Source organism: Pseudomonas reidholzensis (assembly GCF_900536025.1).
GTDB classification, from domain to species: Bacteria; Pseudomonadota; Gammaproteobacteria; order Pseudomonadales; family Pseudomonadaceae; genus Aquipseudomonas; species Aquipseudomonas reidholzensis.
The window spans coordinates 68,588-83,889 of the sequence record NZ_UNOZ01000037.1 but is presented as its reverse complement, the minus strand read 5'-3'; the positions used below and the strand labels follow the sequence as shown (position 1 = coordinate 83,889).

The window sequence follows — 15,302 nt, the reverse complement described above, 5'->3', positions numbered from 1 at the left end:
CAAAAACCTCGATGACGCTGAATTCTGTGGGGCGACCTCATACCCTGTGGGAGCGGGTTCACCCGCGAAGGCGGCGGTGGCTTCACCATCGTATTCGCGGGTAAACCCGCTCCCACAGGAATTAGCGGTCAGTCTTCCAGCTAAATTAGTGGCGGAAGTGGCGCATGCCGGTGAATACCATCGCGATGCCGGCTTCGTCGGCTGCTGCGATCACTTCGGCGTCACGCATCGAACCACCAGGCTGGATCACTGCAGTGATACCCACTTTAGCCGCATTGTCGATGCCGTCACGGAACGGGAAGAACGCGTCCGAGGCCATCACCGCGCCCTGTACCTGCAAGCCAGCATGCTCGGCTTTGATTGCAGCAATACGCGCGGAGTTGACGCGGCTCATCTGGCCGGCGCCGACACCGATGGTCTGGCGCTGCTTGGCGTAGACGATGGCGTTGGACTTGACGAACTTGGCCACTTTCCAGGCGAAGATCAGGTCATGGATCTCTTGCTCGCTCGGCGCGCGCTGGGTGACGATCTTCAGGTCGTCGGCACCGATCATGCCGATATCGCGGCTCTGCACCAGCAGGCCACCGTTGACGCGCTTGAAGTCCCAACCGGCGGCACGCTCGGCAGGCCACTCGCCGCACTCGAGCAGGCGCACGTTGTGCTTGGCCGCGACCACGTCACGGGCAGCCTGGGAGATCTTCGGCGCGATGATGACTTCGACGAACTGACGCTCGACGATGGCCTTGGCCGTCTCGCCGTCCAGCTCGCGGTTGAAGGCGATGATGCCGCCGAAGGCCGACTCGGTGTCGGTGGCGTAGGCCAGCTCGTAGGCCTGGCGGATGCCGCCTTCGTTTTCCGGGACCACGGCAACGCCGCACGGGTTGGCGTGCTTGACGATCACGCAGGCCGGCTTGACGAAGCTCTTCACGCACTCCAGCGCGGCGTCGGTGTCGGCCACGTTGTTGAACGACAGCTCTTTGCCCTGCAGCTGGGTGGCGGTGGAGATGCTCGCCTCGCCCTTGTTCGCTTCAACGTAGAACGCCGCGTTCTGGTGCGGGTTCTCGCCGTAGCGCATTTCCTGGGCCTTGACGAACTGGCTGTTGAAGGTGCGCGGGAACAGGCTGCGGCCTTCGGTGCTGAGGGTCTCGGCGGCCTGGTCGACAGTGCCCATGTAGTTGGCGATCATGCCGTCGTAGGCGGCGGTGTGCTCGAACGCCTTGAGCATCAGGTCGAAGCGCTGGGCGTAGGTCAGGCCACCGGCCTTGAGGCTCTCGAGGACCTGGGCGTAGTCGCCGGCGTTGACCACGATCGCCACGTCCTTGTGGTTCTTGGCAGCCGAACGGACCATGGTCGGGCCGCCGATGTCGATGTTCTCGATCGCGGTCGGCAGGTCGCAGCCTGGCTTGGCGATGGTCGCTTCGAACGGGTACAGGTTGACCGCAACCAGGTCGATCGGCTTGATGCCGTGCTCGTTCATGATCGCGTCGTCGGTGCCGCGACGACCGAGGATACCGCCGTGGATTTTCGGGTGCAGGGTCTTCACCCGGCCGTCCATCATTTCGGCGAAGCCGGTGTAGTCGGCCACTTCCACCGCGTCGACGCCGTTGTCCTTGAGCAGCTTGTAGGTGCCACCGGTGGACAGGATCTCGACACCGAGCTGTTGCAGCTCACGAGCGAATTCGAGGATCCCGGTCTTGTCGGAGACGCTGATCAGGGCGCGGCGGATCGGCAGGCGGGTAGTCTGGTCGGTCATTTCGGATTCCATAACGCGGTGGAGTCAGCAAAAAAGGCGCCTCTTTTCGGAGTCGCCTTTTCTGATTGGGATTCTGGCTTTACAGCAAGTCGTACTGCTTGAGCTTCTTGCGCAGGGTGCCTCGGTTGAGCCCGAGCATCTCACTGGCCTTGGTCTGGTTGCCCTTGACGTAGTTCATCACACTTTCGAGCAGCGGCGCCTCGACCTCCGAGAGCACCAGGTTGTACACGTCCGTGACGGAGGCGCCTTCGAGGTGGGCGAAGTAGTTGTGCAGCGCCTTCTCGACGCTGTCGCGAAGGGTCTGACCCTCCTCGCTCGGCGTATTGAGGTGCTGTTTGAGGTTGGCGTTGTCGCTCACGGGCGTTGTTCCACTCACTAAAGTCTCGGTCATCATCGTCATGCGGCCACCCCTTGTTCGTCCTTTGTTTCAAGGCTCTGTCGACATTCGCGGAAAAACTCGCGAACGTTGGCGCACTGCGCGTGTGTCTCATCCAAAGCGTTGAACCGGGAGCGAAACTCCTTGCCGCCGGGTCGTGTCGCCAGGTACCAGCCAACGTGCTTGCGGGCGATACGTACGCCCATCACATCGCCATAGAAGGCATGCAGCGCGGCAAGGTGCTCCAGCAGAATGCGTTCAACTTCGTCCAGCCCGGGGGTTGGCAGGTGTTGGCCGGTCCGCAGGTAATGCTCGATCTCGCGGAAGATCCACGGCCGCCCTTGGGCGGCACGGCCGATCAGCAGGCCGTCGACGCCGGTGGCATCCAGCACCGCCCGGGCCTTTTCTGGCGAGGTGATGTCGCCGTTGGCAAACACCGGGATCGACACCGCCTGCTTGATCGCAGCGATGGTGTCGTACTCGGCTTCGCCGGTATACAGGTCGGCGCGTGTGCGGCCATGCACCGCCAGCGCCTGAATGCCGGCCTGTTCGGCGATCTTCGCCACGTTCAGGCCGTTCTTGTTCGCCCGGTCCCAGCCGGTGCGGATCTTCAGGGTCACGGGCACCTGCACGGCGCCGATCACGGCCTCGAGGATCTCGCTGACCAAGGCTTCATCTCTCAATAAAGCAGAGCCTGCGGCCTTGTTGCAGACTTTTTTTGCCGGGCAGCCCATGTTGATATCGATGATCTGGGCGCCTGCCTCGACATTGGCCCGGGCCGCCGCCGCCATCATCTGCGCATCGCCACCGGCGATCTGTACCGAGCGCGGCTCGGGATCACCTTCGTGGATGCGGCGCAGACGCGACTTGCGGCTGTCCCACAGGCTCATGTCGCTGCTGACCATTTCCGAGACCACCATGCCAGCACCCAGGCGTTGGCAAAGCGTACGGAAAGGTTGGTCCGTAACCCCGGCCATGGGCGCAAGGATCAGGTTGTTTCGTAGTGTATATGGGCCGATGCGTACCGCCGACATAGGTGTTCCCTGTTGTGGGGCCGAATCATTGGAGTTCGAAAAAGGGTGGGCATAATACCCGCTCTCGATGACCGGATAAAGATCAATTTGGATAAAATCTGAACAGTTGCAGGCTTATGCCTCTGGGTTCTGGGCAGCCTTCCGGCGCCGGTAAACCGGCGTCCGGACGGGCCTGTCACTCCGGTGAGCGGAAGCTGAGGCTGTAGTTCACGGCCTTGGGGCCCGGGTCGAGGATATCCAGGGCGATATGGATCGGCGTCTGGCTCGGCATCTCGCCGCGCCCGGCCAGCTCGCCCGAGAGGTACTCGCTCGGTTTGAAGCGACGGCTGGCGATCAGTTGGCCGTTGAGGTCGGCGAAGCGCAGCTCGAGCAGGGGGAAGGGCTGGGCGAAGGGCGCGCGGTTGTAGATGATCGCGTCGACGATCAACGCACCCTTGAAGTCAGGATGGCTGCGCACCACCAGGTTGCTGCTCTTGATCCGGCCGATGTCGACCCGGGTCGGCACCTTGCAGCCGAGCATCGGGCAGAGTTGCTGGAACCACGGGCGGTACTGGTCCTGGCGGGCCATTTCGTCGAAGTGGTACCAGAGGTACTGGAACGCCAGCAGGCCGGCCGCGAACAGGGTCAGCGCGCCCCACAGCAGGCGTTTGCCCCAGTTCACCTTGGGCTTTTGCCAGTCCAGCCGCAGCGGGTCGTCGACCACGTCGATCAACGGTTCCTTGCGCCGGGCGGTGCGGCTGTTCAGGCCGGGTTCGATGCGCCCCTCGGGCAGTTCGTCGCCATCATCGTCATCGCGCGCCGAGAGCCGCTCGCCGCGTGCCTCGTCGTCCAGTGCGCTGAGGCCGCGTTCGGTGGGCTCATGGTCGTCGCTGGCGGCCAGCCGGTCCTGTTCGCGCAGCGCCGGCTCAGGCGCATCGAGGTCAAAGGTGGGCGGCTGGCGCAGCGCTTCGTCGTCCGCTTCGAGGTCCAGGCTCAAGGTGGGTTCGGTGCGCTCGCCCGGAATCGGCTCAAGCGTCAGCGGCTCCGGCTCGGGTTCCGGCTCCAGCACCGGTTCGACCAGCGGTGGCTGGGGCTCGAGGAGTTCTGGCTCGGTGTGCAGGGGCTCGTCGGTGGCGTTGCCGAACGGCAGGTCGGCGTGGGCATCCGGGCCGTGATCTTCGCGCCGGGCCTGCAGCGCATCGTCGCGCGCCTCGGCCTGGCCCTCGGTGGGCTGGCCACGGCGTTCCAGGTGAGCCAGGGCCTGGTCCAGGTCGAGCTCATCCAGCGCCTGCGAGGTGCTCGCCCAGCTGTCCTGGGCGGGTGCCAAAGGCTCGCTCGGCAGTGGCGCCAGCGGTGCTGCAGGCACGCTGACCGGCTCGACAGCAATGAGCGGCGCCGCGACCGGCGGCACCTCGGCGGGCGCCGCGGGTGCAGGCTGGGCAAGGTTTGCCCGGTTCTGCTCGAGCAGCTGCTTGGCGGCGTTGAATACCTGCAGGCACTGGCCACACCGCACCACCCCGCGGGCCACGCTCAACTGGTGGTGCGTGACGCGAAAGCTGGTCTGGCAATGCGGGCACTGGGTGACGAAACTGTCGGTCATGCGGCGATCCGGGGGGCTGTGCAGGAGATTATTCTAGGCCTGCCGAGCGACGGCGACCACTGATGCGTACCCAGCCGTCGCGTACGACGATCGGATCCAGCGCGAAGTCCGCGGCGTAGGCGGCGGCGACTTCTTCGCCTTGCTCGGCAAGGATACCCGAGAGCGCCAGCAGGCCACCGGGGCGAACCAGCCCGGACAGTTGCGGCGCCAGCGAAACCAGCGGTCCGGCGAGGATGTTGGCGACCAGCACGTCGGCCTGCATGGCCGGCATCTGCTCGGGCAGGTACAGCGCGAACAGGTGGTCTTCGATGCCATTGCGCCCGGCATTGTCGCGCGAGGCTTCCAGGGCCTGCACGTCGATGTCGGTACCGACCGCTTCCCGCGCGCCGAGCAGCAGCGCAGCGATGGCGAGGATCCCCGAGCCGCAGCCGAAGTCGAGCACCTGGGTGCCTTCGAGCTGTTGGCCGTCGAGCCATTCCAGGCACAGGGCGGTGGTCGGGTGGGTGCCGGTGCCAAACGCCAGGCCCGGGTCGAGCAGCAGGTTGACCGCGTCTTTCTCGGGCGCCTCATGCCAGCTCGGCACGATCCACAGGCGACGGCCGAAGCGCATCGGCTGGAAGTTGTCCATCCAGCTGCGCTCCCAGTCCTGGTCTTCGATGACCTCGGCCTGGTGCTCGGGCAGTTCGGCGTTGGTCAGCAGTTGCAGGTGGGCGAACACCTGGTCGGGCTGGGTATCGGCTTCGAACAGCGCCAGCAGGTGGGTGTGCGACCACAGCGGGGTGGTGTTGAGGTCCGGCTCGAAGATCGGCTGGTCTTCGGCGTCCATGAAGGTCACCGAGACAGCGCCCACTTCCAGCAGGGCGTCTTCGTAGGTTTCGGCTTGTTCTGGGCTGATGGCCAGGCGTACTTGCAGCCAGGGCATGGCGGGTACCTTTGATGAATCGGGTTGAGGGCAGCGCTGGGCTGCGCGAAGGGGGGGAGTTTACTGCAGTGCGGGGTTTTCTGCATGCGCCAACGTCGCGGTGGGCAGGCAGGTGAGCGGGCAATAAAAAACCCCGGCACAGGGCCGGGGTTGTTCACAACCGCATCAACTCACGCTCAATCCTGGTTAGCCAGTTTGTGCTCGAGGTAATGGATGTTGACGCCACCTTTGCAGAAACCTTCATCACGCACCAGGTCGCGGTGCAGCGGGATGTTGGTCTTGATGCCGTCGACGACGATCTCGTCCAGGGCATTGCGCATGCGCGCCATGGCTTCGTCGCGGTCCTTGCCGTAGGTGATCAGCTTGCCGATCAGCGAGTCATAGTTCGGTGGCACCGAATAGCCGCTGTACAGGTGCGAATCGACCCGCACGCCATTGCCGCCCGGGGCATGGAAGTGCTTGACGGTACCCGGGCTCGGAATGAACTTGCGCGGGTCTTCGGCGTTGATCCGGCACTCCAGCGAGTGACCACGAATCACCACGTCATCCTGGGTGAACGACAGCGGGTTGCCCGCGGCGATGCTGAGCATCTCCTTGAGGATGTCGATACCAGTGACCATCTCCGAAACCGGGTGCTCGACCTGAACACGGGTGTTCATTTCGATGAAGTAGAACCGGCCGTTCTCGTAGAGGAACTCGAACGTACCCGCACCCCGGTAGCCGATGTCGATGCACGCCTTGACGCAGCGGGCGAAGACTTCCTGGCGGGCTTGCTCGTCGATGCCTGGGGCCGGCGCTTCTTCCAGAACCTTCTGGTGACGACGCTGCAGCGAGCAGTCGCGGTCGCCCAGGTGGATGGCGTGACCCTGGCCGTCGGACAGGACCTGAACTTCCACGTGACGTGGGTTGGTCAGGAACTTCTCGAGGTAGACCATCGGGTTGCCGAACGCAGCACCGGCTTCGGTGCGGGTCAGCTTGGCCGATTCGATCAGGTCTTCTTCCTTGTGCACCACGCGCATGCCGCGACCACCACCGCCACCGGCGGCCTTGATGATCACCGGGTAGCCGACTTCACGGCCGATGCGCAGGGCTTCTTCTTCGTCTTCCGGCAGCGGGCCGTCGGAGCCCGGTACGGTCGGCACGCCGGCTTTGATCATCGCCGCCTTGGCCGACACCTTGTCGCCCATCAGGCGAATGGTGGCGGCGTTCGGGCCGATGAAGGCAAAACCGGATTTCTCGACCTGCTCGGCGAAATCGGCGTTTTCCGCCAGGAAGCCGTAGCCCGGGTGAATGGCGGTAGCGCCAGTCACTTCGGCCGCGGCAATGATCGCCGGGATGTGCAGGTAGGACTCTTTCGACGAAGCAGGACCGATGCAGACCGACTCGTCTGCCAGGCCCAGGTGCATCAGCTCGCGGTCAGCCGTGGAGTGCACGGCGACGGTCTTGATGCCTAGCTCTTTGCAGGCACGCAGGATCCGCAGGGCAATTTCCCCACGGTTGGCGATCAGGACTTTTTCCAGCTTCGCAGACATCGTTGGCTCTCCGAGGGTCAAACGACGGTGAACAGCGGCTGGTCAAACTCAACCGGCTGACCGTCTTCTACCAGGATGGCGTCGATGACACCGCTGATTTCGGCTTCGATGTGGTTCATCATCTTCATCGCTTCGACGATGCACAGGGTGTCGCCCTTCTTGATCGTCTGACCGACTTCAGCGTAGTTCGGCGAGGTCGGCGACGGCTTGCGGTAGAAGGTGCCGACCATTGGCGAGCGGACCACAGTACCCTTGAGTACTGGAGCGGCTTCGGCGGCAGGTGCAGCAGCGGCAACCGGCGCGGCAGCGACAGGGGCTGCGGCCATCGGTTGTGGCGCGAAGTATTGCTGGGCTGCTGGGGTCTTGCTGTGACGGCTGATGCGAACGGACTCTTCGCCTTCCTTGATCTCCAGTTCGTCGATGCCGGACTCTTCCAGCAGTTCGATCAGCTTTTTGACTTTACGGATATCCATTAATCAGCAACTCCCAAGATTCGGTCGGGGACGTAATTTGAAAACGTGTCGAAAACGTTTCTCTATGACCTCGGCCCGAAGGGGCCAAGGCCTTGTTTCATCAGGGCTGTGCGTTGCCAGCCAGGTGTTCCAGCGCAGACTCCAGGGCCAACCGGTAGCCGGTGGCGCCCAGGCCGCAGATCACCCCTACGGCGACATCGGAAAAGTAGGAGTGGTGCCGGAACGGTTCACGCTTGTGCACGTTTGACAGGTGCACTTCGATGAATGGGATGCTCACCGCCAGCAATGCGTCACGTAATGCGACGCTGGTGTGGGTGAAAGCAGCCGGATTGATCAGGATGAAGTCGACGCCTTCGTTGCGCGCGGCGTGGATACGGTCGATCAGTTCGTATTCGGCATTGCTCTGCAGGTACTGCAGATGGTGGCCTGCGGCGCGGGCACGCTGCTCCAGGTCCTGGTTGATCTGGGCGAGGGTGGCGGCACCATAGTGGCCTGGCTCGCGGGTGCCGAGCAGGTTCAGGTTGGGGCCGTGCAGCACCAGTAGGGTAGCCATCTGCGGTTTCCTTGGTCTTGTAGGGCAATTCGACATGCGCGGCGACTATGCCGCAAAGCGACCACGAGTGTCCAGTTCCCTGCAATAGCCAGCACGATGTCCGAGATTCGCGCAAAGTATGTGACCGGATTATTAACTCTGGTCACCTATGCAGAGAAATAACCCCGCCAGCGGGAAGTTATAGACCGAGTTTGCCGCGCACGCGCGTCATGACCGCTGCAAAATCGCCGGCGTTTATTTCACCAACCACCCGATCGTCGCGCAGTTCGCCACCGTTCGCCGCAAAGAAAAGCAGCGCCGGCGGGCCGAACAGCTGGTAGCGGTCGAGCAGGCCGCGTTGCTCGGCGTTGCTCTCGGTGATGTCGAAGCGCAGCAGTTTGAACGCGCCCAACTGTGCCTGTACGGCGGGCGCAGACAACACGTCGTGCTCGATCACCTTGCAACTGATGCACCAGTCGGCGTACCAGTCGAGCAGCACCGGCTGGCCGCCGGCCTTGGCCTCGGCCAGGGCCGCGTCGAGTGCCGCAGGGGTGGTGAGGGTCTGCCAGGCATCGGCCTTGGCTGCAGCGGGGTTGCTGCTGGTCTGGGCGGGCGCTGGCAGCGGGCGCAGCGGGTCGCCCTGGCCACTCAAGGCGCCATACCAGCAGGCCAGCGCGTACACCAGCAGCGCCAGGCCGAGCAGCTGCGCCAGGCGCTCACGCGGCGTCTTCACCACCAGCTCCAGCGCGCCGAGGAACAACGCCACGCCGGCGGCCAGCAGGCCGATCAACAGCAGGGTCACAGGCCCTGGCAGGACCCGGCTGAGCAGGCCGATCGCCAGGCCCAGCAGGAGCACGCCGATGGCGTTCTTGACGGTGTTCATCCAGGCACCGCTTTTCGGCAGCCAGGCCGCGCCACCGGTGGCGATCAGCAGCAGCGGGGCGCCCATGCCCAGGCCCAGGGCAAACAGCTTGAGGGCGCCGCCCAGGGCGTCGCCACTGGCGCTGATATACAGCAAGGCGCCTGCCAGCGGCGCCGATACGCACGGCGAGACCAGCAGGCTGGAGAGCACACCGAGCACCGCCGCGCCCACCAGCGAGCCGCCCTTGGTGCGATTGGCGACGCCGGCCAGGCGGTCGCTCAAGGCCTGCGGCAGCTTCAACTCGAACAGGCCGAACATGGCCAGCGCGAACAGCACGAAGAACAACGCGAACGGCACCAGCACCCAGGCCGATTGCAGCCGTGCCTGCAGGTTCAGGCCGGCGCCGAACACGCCCATCAAGGCGCCGAGCAGGGCGAAGCAGGCGGCCATCGGCAACACGTAGGCCAGCGACAGGCTCAAGCCGCGCCAGCCGCCGACCTGGCCGCGCAGGACCACCCCGGAAAGGATCGGCAGCATCGGCAGCACGCACGGTGTGAAGGTCAGGCCAACGCCGGCGAGGAAGAACAGCAGCAGCGACTTCCAGTTCCAGCCCGGTTGGCCATCGATGGCGCCGCTGGCGGGCACTGCGCCGGCGTCGCCATCGATAGCCAGGCGGGCGGTTTCTGGCGGATAGCACAGGCCTTTGTCGGCGCAGCCCTGGTAACCGACCAGCAGGGTGAAGGCGCGGGTGTCGCCGGCTGGGCGCGGGATGTCGATGTCGAGGACACCGTGGTACACCTCGACATCACCGAAGAACTCGTCGTGCTTGGCTTCGCCGGGTGGGATCCGTGCGCTGCCCAGGGCAATGTCGGCCGGCTCGCTGCGGAACTGGAAGCGGTGGCGGTACAGGTAGTAGCCGTCGGTGGCGACGAAGCGCACTTTGATGCTGTGCGCGTCGGCACTGACCAGGCTGAGCTTGAAGGCCTCGTGCACCGGCAGGAAGTCGGCGCTGTTGCTCAGCGAGGACGCGCCGAGGGTGGCGCTGGGGCGGTTGTCGAGCAGGCCGCTGGCGAAAGCCGGGCTGGCCAGCAGCAGAAACAGCAGGAAAAACAGGCGGCGCATGGCGGACTCGCGAGGTAGAACGTGCGGGCATGATAACGGAGTTGGATTGCATTGGGGCCGCGAAGGGTTACCAAGCCGCCCCGGTTAGCGCCGACTCAAAGCCTGAACGCACCCACGGCGGTGTTCAGCTCGCCGCCCAGCTTGAGCAACTGCTCGCCCTGTTCGCGCCCCTCGCCGATGCGCTGCAGGTTGTCTTCACCCAACTGGTGAATCCGCTCACTGTGATCGCGGATCTCACTCACCGCCCCGGTCTGCTGCGCCGTTACATCGGCGATGCGTACCGCCGTCAGGGCAATGGTCTGGATCGCACTGACGATCTCATCCAGCGCGCCGTCGGCTGCCTGTGCCTGGCTGGCGGTGGCTTCGGCGTGCTCCAGCTGCGTGCGCATGCCTTGCACCGAGTCGCGGGCGGCCAGTTGCAGGCGGTCGATCAAGGCCTGGATCTCGCCGGTGGCACCGGTCGTGCGCTGCGCCAGCGAGCGCACTTCATCAGCCACCACGGCAAAACCACGGCCCATTTCGCCGGCCCGGGCCGCTTCGATGGCGGCGTTCAGGGCCAGCAAATTGGTCTGCTCGGCAATCGAGCGAATCACCGTCAGCACACCGCCAATGGTCGCCGACTCCTCGGCCAGCTGTTCGATCATCTGCGCGTTGCCCTGTACTTCGTCGACCAGCGCGCGCAGCCCGGAAAGGCTTTGGCCGATCACCGCCTGGCCGTGTTCGACCGCGCGACCGGCGTCGTGGCTGGCGTCCGCCGCCGAGCTGGCATCGCCAGCGACCTGCTGGATGGTCGCCTCCAGCTCGCCGAGGGCGTCGCGGATCTGCGCGGTGTCGCCGGCCTGGCGTTCGGCGCCATCGTGCAAGGCGCTGCTCATGCCGGCCAGGGCGTGGCTGCTCCCGGCTACCTGCTCGGCATTGGCCCGCAGGGTGCCGACCAGTTGCACCAGGTACTGGCGCAGGCGGTTGAGCGACGCTTCGATGTCGTGCAGCTCGCGGTTGGTCTTGCCCAGCGTGATCGACTCGGCGAAGTCGCCCTCGGCCCAGCGCGACAAGGCTGGCGCCAGGCTGGTGAGGGTGCGCGTCAGGCGGCGCTGGAGGGTGTCGATGAGCAGCGCGATCAGCAGGATCAGGCCGATCATCAGGCCCTGGATGATGCGCACCTCGGCGGCAATCTTGCCATGCTGCGCGCGGACTTCCGGCTCCAGCGCAGCGATCGCCTGTTGCACGGCGTCGAGCCGTTCGCCAGTGCTGGTGGCCAGGGCGGTGCGGCGCTGGATCTGCTCGCGGGTGCGCTGCAGCTCGGCAGGGTAGCGCGCGAGCAGGCTCTGCAGTTCGCGCTTGAGGCCGACGGCGACGTCTTCCTGTTGCGCGCTGGCCTCGCTTTGCAGGCCCATCAGTGCGGCGAAGTCATCGGCGTTGGAGTCGTTGGCGCGGGTGATCCCGAGCAGCGGCAGGGTGTCGACGAGGTCGGCCTGGGCGCGGATCAGTTGCAGTTCGCGCTCGACCTCGTCGGCCAGCTCCGCCCGGCCACTGCTGACCAGTTTGTCGCGGGCCAGCGACAGCCGGCCGAGGTGCACCGAGGCGTCCAGCAGTGGCGCCAGGTAGCGCGGGGCGTCGCTGTTGCCACTGTCGCGGGCGTACCCGGCCAGTTGCTCGAGGTTGGCCCCCAGTTCACGTTCGGCCTGCAGCAGCAGTGCTTGCGGGTCGCCGGCCAGCTTGCCGGCGGCGAGCAGCTCATTGGCGCTGAAGGCCTGCAGGTCGTCCAGGCTCGGCCGCAGCTGGTCGGCCAACGGCGCTGGCCACTCGGCCAGGGCCGCTTGCAGCTGGGTGCTGGCTTCCATGGCTGCGGCGTGGCGCAGGGCGTCACCGCTGGCCAGGTAGGCCTGGGTGTTGCGTGCGGCGCTGTTCTGGAACTGCTGGGACAGGCCCAGGTAGCGCTCCATCAGTTGATAGGGGCGCTCAAGGGCACGCTGCGACCACCACAAGGTGGCGCCCAGGGCGAGGCACACGGTTACCAGCAACAGGGTGTTGAAATTGGTCAGCCACTTCAGGCGCATGGCGCGAACTTCCGGCGGGAGTGGGGAGATAGGTGCCTGAAGTTATTGCGGTTTTGTGACGTGGTGATGACGACGGCGGCTTGGCGTCAGAAAAAACATGGCGTTTTGCCGGTATGGCGGCGGCGCTACGGCTCGACCCGCACCACGCAATTGCGCCCGGCGTGTTTGGCCCGGTACAGCGCCTCGTCAGCCGCACTGGCCATGGTCAGCGCGTCATGGGCTTCATCGAGCTGCACCACGCCGCCGCTGAACGTGCAATGCAGGTCGTGCGGCTGCGCCGGGTAGAGAATCTCCGAGAAGCGCCGACGGATCTCGTCGAGCACCTTGTGCGCCGCGGCCAGCGGGGTGTTGGGCATGACGATGGCGAACTCTTCGCCGCCGTAGCGGCCGATGTAGTCGCTCTTGCGCAAGCGCTGCTTGAGAAACAGCGCCAGGCTCTTGATCACCCGGTCGCCCATGGGGTGACCGTGGCGGTCGTTGATCTTCTTGAAGTGATCGATGTCGAGCATGGCGAAGCTCAACGGCTGCCCCTCGCGGCGCGCACGGAAGCTGCAATCTTCGAGCAACTGGAGGATGTGGGTGTGGTTGTACAGGCCGGTCAGGCTGTCGCGCACCATGCGTGCCTTGAGGTGGCGGGCACGGGCGGCGCGGTTGCGCACGGTGGTCACCAGGTGACGCGAGCGGATGGGCTTGGTCAGGAAGTCGTCACCGCCCTCGCTCATGGCATCGAGCTGCTTGTCCAGGTCGTCCTCTGCCGACAGGTAGATGATCGGCACGCTGACATAGCGGTCGTTGTGGCGGATCACCTTGGCCAGTTCCGGGCCGGTGCAGTCGGGCATGTACAGGTCGAGGATCACCAGGTCGGGCTGGAAGTCGGCCAGCTCGGCCATGGTGCGGATCGGCTCGGTGAGGGTGCGGGTGATCATCCCGGCATTGTTCAGCAGGCGTTCGGTGTGCATGGCCTGGGCGCGTGAGTCGTCGATGACCAGCACCCGGAACGGGTCGTACTGGGTAGCGCTGGTGTGCAGTTCGACCTTCTCCAGCAGGCTGGAGGCTTCCAGGGTGCCGGTCAGGAACTCCTGACCGCCGGCGCGCACGGCGGCCAGGCGGGTCGGCGTGTCGGTTTCGTGCAGGCTGAAGAACAGCAGCGGGATGTGTTGCTGCAGGCCTTGCTGGGCCTGCGCCGCCAACTGCAGGCCGCAGCCGGGGCCACTGAAGTCGACGTCCATGACGATCGCCGACGGCAGCCGCTCGCTCATCGACGCGCAGAACGCCTCGGCGCTGAACAACGCCTGCACCCCCAGGCCAAAGAACTCCAGTTGCTGGGCCAGGCGCTCGGCGCGTTCGTGGTCCTGCAGCACGATATACACCGGCTTGCGCACGGGCGGCAGCGGCACGTCGTCGAGCTGGTCGCCCTTGCGCAGGCCGGTCCGCGACAACCGCTGCATGAGCCGGTTGAGTTCGCCGATCAGGTCGGAGTTGAGCCGGGCGCTGTTGGCTTCGATGGCGCGCAGGGTCTGGCCGATCGCCAGCGACAAGTCGCCGTGCTCGGGCTGTTCGAAGCGCTCGGCATAGCGCAGCAGGCGCAGGTTGGCCTCGCTCAGTTCGCCGAGGTCGCTGGCTGACCACTCGCCGCGTTGCAGGCGCTGCCAGATCTCGAGAATCTGCCGGGCCTGATGGATGACCCGCTGGGCGAAGTGCTGCTTGAGGCGCTGGTGGCTCGGCTCGGCTGGCTGGGTCATGTCCTGACTACATTGGTGAGGGAGGGTGCAGGTGCGATGATGGCTCTATGCTAGCACCACTTCTGGGGCAAACGTGTGCCTCATGTCAACAATGCGATCGAGGACGCCTATTCAGTTGCTGACCGCCTGGTCGCTTATGCGTAAGGCGGTGTCTGCTTTATAGTGCAGGGACATGGGCTGGCCGTGGCACCCTGGCCGAGACCTGAGGTCCAAAGCCCTGAACCGTCGTGACTGATTAAGGACAATGCCATGCTGGACTGGAAAAACCGCGAGGCCAAAGCCGAGCCCCGCGAGCGGGTCGACACCCGTGGCGCCGCTACCCGTAGCTACCTAGGCGGCCTCTGGAGCCGCGCCCTGGGGACCCTGATCGGGCTGTACCTGCTGGTCTGTATCGGCCTCGGCTGGTACTGGAGCCAGGAGCCCGAGCTGTTCCCGGTGCAGCAGAGCGCCCAAGCCGCTTCCGAGCGCACGGGGCACAAGATGGTGATCGGCTACACCACCATTGAAACGCTGAAGACCGTCGCCGGCACGCTGCTCGACAAGCCGGGTGGGTATATTTCCAACGACCGCTTCCCGCCGGGCCTGTGGATGGACAACATGCCGAGCTGGGAATACGGCGTGCTGGTGCAGGTGCGTGACCTGTCGCGGGCCCTGCGCAAGGACTTCGCCCGTTCGCAGTCGCAGTCGACCGAAGATGCCGACCTGGCCAAGGCCGAGCCGCGCTTCAACTTCGACAACAAGAGCTGGATCCTGCCGTCGAGCGAGTCCGAGTTCGAAGAGGGCATCAAGTCGCTGAACCGCTACCAGGCGCGCCTGGCCGCTGGTGACCAGGGCGCGATCTTCTACACCCGTGCCGACAACCTCAACAACTGGCTGGGCGATGTCGCCACGCGCCTGGGGTCGTTGTCCCAGCGCCTGTCGGCGAGTGTCGGCCGGGTCAAGCTGAACAGCACGCTGAAGACCGAGACCGTGGTGGCCGGCCAGGCGCCGCAGCTCGACGAAGAGCTGGTGGAAACGCCGTGGATGCAGATCGACAACGTCTTCTACGAAGCGCGTGGTCAGGCCTGGGCGCTGTCGCACCTGCTGCGTGCGATCGAAGTGGACTTCGCCGACGTGCTGGCCAAGAAGAACGCTACGGTCAGCGTGCGGCAGATCATCCGTGAGCTGGAAGCCTCGCAGGAAGCGCTGTGGAGCCCGATGGTGCTGAACGGCAGTGGCTTTGGCATGTGGGCCAACCACTCGCTGGTGATGGCCAACTATATCTCCCGGGCCAACGCCGCGGTGATCGACCTGCGTCAGCTGCTGTCGCAGGGCTGAA

The 15,302-nt window shown here is 65.2% G+C and carries 12 protein-coding genes; 1 reads left to right on the top strand and 11 read right to left on the bottom strand.

What is annotated here, in order from left to right; genetic code table 11:
* Nucleotides 1-145 precede the first annotated feature (145 nt).
* The 11 genes from purH to CCOS865_RS25645 form a co-directional block, all read right to left on the bottom strand.
* Nucleotides 146-1,753 (bottom strand): bifunctional phosphoribosylaminoimidazolecarboxamide formyltransferase/IMP cyclohydrolase, encoded by a 1,608-nt coding sequence (gene purH, locus CCOS865_RS25695; RefSeq protein ID WP_119146176.1) that lies wholly within the window; start codon nt 1,751-1,753, stop codon nt 146-148.
* Between the two features lie 79 nt (nt 1,754-1,832).
* A complete protein-coding gene (gene fis / locus CCOS865_RS25690) occupies nt 1,833-2,153 on the bottom strand; it encodes a DNA-binding transcriptional regulator Fis (protein ID WP_101316071.1) in 321 nt (106 codons plus the stop codon).
* Complete coding sequence (gene dusB / locus CCOS865_RS25685) at nt 2,150-3,163, bottom strand: tRNA dihydrouridine synthase DusB (RefSeq protein ID WP_119146174.1); 1,014 nt, start codon at nt 3,161-3,163, stop codon at nt 2,150-2,152. The genes fis and dusB overlap by 4 nt, the downstream gene beginning before the upstream one ends.
* Before the next feature lie 175 nt (nt 3,164-3,338).
* Nucleotides 3,339-4,742, bottom strand: a complete 1,404-nt coding sequence (locus CCOS865_RS25680) for a DUF3426 domain-containing protein (RefSeq protein WP_119146172.1) — start codon at nt 4,740-4,742, stop codon at nt 3,339-3,341.
* Nucleotides 4,743-4,770: 28 nt separating this feature from the next.
* Nucleotides 4,771-5,664, bottom strand: coding sequence for a 50S ribosomal protein L11 methyltransferase (prmA, locus tag CCOS865_RS25675; protein WP_119146170.1), 894 nt, complete (start codon nt 5,662-5,664; stop codon nt 4,771-4,773).
* A 176-nt stretch (nt 5,665-5,840) separates the two neighbouring features.
* Nucleotides 5,841-7,196 (bottom strand): acetyl-CoA carboxylase biotin carboxylase subunit, encoded by a 1,356-nt coding sequence (accC, locus tag CCOS865_RS25670; RefSeq protein ID WP_119146168.1) that lies wholly within the window; start codon nt 7,194-7,196, stop codon nt 5,841-5,843.
* A gap of 17 nt (nt 7,197-7,213) precedes the next feature.
* A complete protein-coding gene (gene accB, locus CCOS865_RS25665) occupies nt 7,214-7,669 on the bottom strand; it encodes an acetyl-CoA carboxylase biotin carboxyl carrier protein (RefSeq protein ID WP_119146166.1) in 456 nt (151 codons plus the stop codon).
* 100 nt (nt 7,670-7,769) lie between these two features.
* Nucleotides 7,770-8,222 (bottom strand): type II 3-dehydroquinate dehydratase, encoded by a 453-nt coding sequence (aroQ, locus tag CCOS865_RS25660; RefSeq protein ID WP_119146164.1) that lies wholly within the window; start codon nt 8,220-8,222, stop codon nt 7,770-7,772.
* Between the two features lie 178 nt (nt 8,223-8,400).
* The gene (locus CCOS865_RS25655; protein WP_119146162.1) at nt 8,401-10,185 is read right to left on the bottom strand and encodes a protein-disulfide reductase DsbD; all 1,785 of its coding nucleotides are present in this window, start codon (nt 10,183-10,185) and stop codon (nt 8,401-8,403) included.
* 95 nt (nt 10,186-10,280) lie between these two features.
* Nucleotides 10,281-12,242 (bottom strand): methyl-accepting chemotaxis protein, encoded by a 1,962-nt coding sequence (locus tag CCOS865_RS25650; RefSeq protein WP_119146160.1) that lies wholly within the window; start codon nt 12,240-12,242, stop codon nt 10,281-10,283.
* A 125-nt stretch (nt 12,243-12,367) separates the two neighbouring features.
* Nucleotides 12,368-13,984 carry a diguanylate cyclase gene (locus CCOS865_RS25645; RefSeq protein WP_119146158.1) on the bottom strand — a complete coding sequence of 539 codons (1,617 nt, stop codon included), beginning with the start codon at nt 13,982-13,984 and terminating at the stop codon, nt 12,368-12,370.
* Nucleotides 13,985-14,233: 249 nt separating this feature from the next.
* Between CCOS865_RS25645 and CCOS865_RS25640 the strand changes: the two genes are divergently transcribed.
* The gene (locus CCOS865_RS25640) at nt 14,234-15,301 is read left to right on the top strand and encodes a DUF2333 family protein (protein WP_119146156.1); all 1,068 of its coding nucleotides are present in this window, start codon (nt 14,234-14,236) and stop codon (nt 15,299-15,301) included.
* Nucleotide 15,302: the final 1 nt, after the last annotated feature.

Bases quoted from the DNA above. Each gene is read 5' to 3' on its own strand.
- CCOS865_RS25650 (WP_119146160.1), bottom strand. From the start codon at position 12,242: ATGCGCCTGAAGTGGCTGACCAATTTCAACACCCTGTTGCTGGTAACC.
- CCOS865_RS25680 (WP_119146172.1), bottom strand. From the start codon at position 4,742: ATGACCGACAGTTTCGTCACCCAGTGCCCGCATTGCCAGACCAGCTTT.
- CCOS865_RS25640 (WP_119146156.1), top strand. From the start codon at position 14,234: ATGCTGGACTGGAAAAACCGCGAGGCCAAAGCCGAGCCCCGCGAGCGG.
- aroQ (WP_119146164.1), bottom strand. From the start codon at position 8,222: ATGGCTACCCTACTGGTGCTGCACGGCCCCAACCTGAACCTGCTCGGC.
- accC (WP_119146168.1), bottom strand. From the start codon at position 7,196: ATGTCTGCGAAGCTGGAAAAAGTCCTGATCGCCAACCGTGGGGAAATT.
- fis (WP_101316071.1), bottom strand. From the start codon at position 2,153: ATGACGATGATGACCGAGACTTTAGTGAGTGGAACAACGCCCGTGAGC.
- CCOS865_RS25645 (WP_119146158.1), bottom strand. From the start codon at position 13,984: ATGACCCAGCCAGCCGAGCCGAGCCACCAGCGCCTCAAGCAGCACTTC.
- CCOS865_RS25655 (WP_119146162.1), bottom strand. From the start codon at position 10,185: ATGCGCCGCCTGTTTTTCCTGCTGTTTCTGCTGCTGGCCAGCCCGGCT.
- accB (WP_119146166.1), bottom strand. From the start codon at position 7,669: ATGGATATCCGTAAAGTCAAAAAGCTGATCGAACTGCTGGAAGAGTCC.
- prmA (WP_119146170.1), bottom strand. From the start codon at position 5,664: ATGCCCTGGCTGCAAGTACGCCTGGCCATCAGCCCAGAACAAGCCGAA.
- dusB (WP_119146174.1), bottom strand. From the start codon at position 3,163: ATGTCGGCGGTACGCATCGGCCCATATACACTACGAAACAACCTGATC.
- purH (WP_119146176.1), bottom strand. From the start codon at position 1,753: ATGACCGACCAGACTACCCGCCTGCCGATCCGCCGCGCCCTGATCAGC.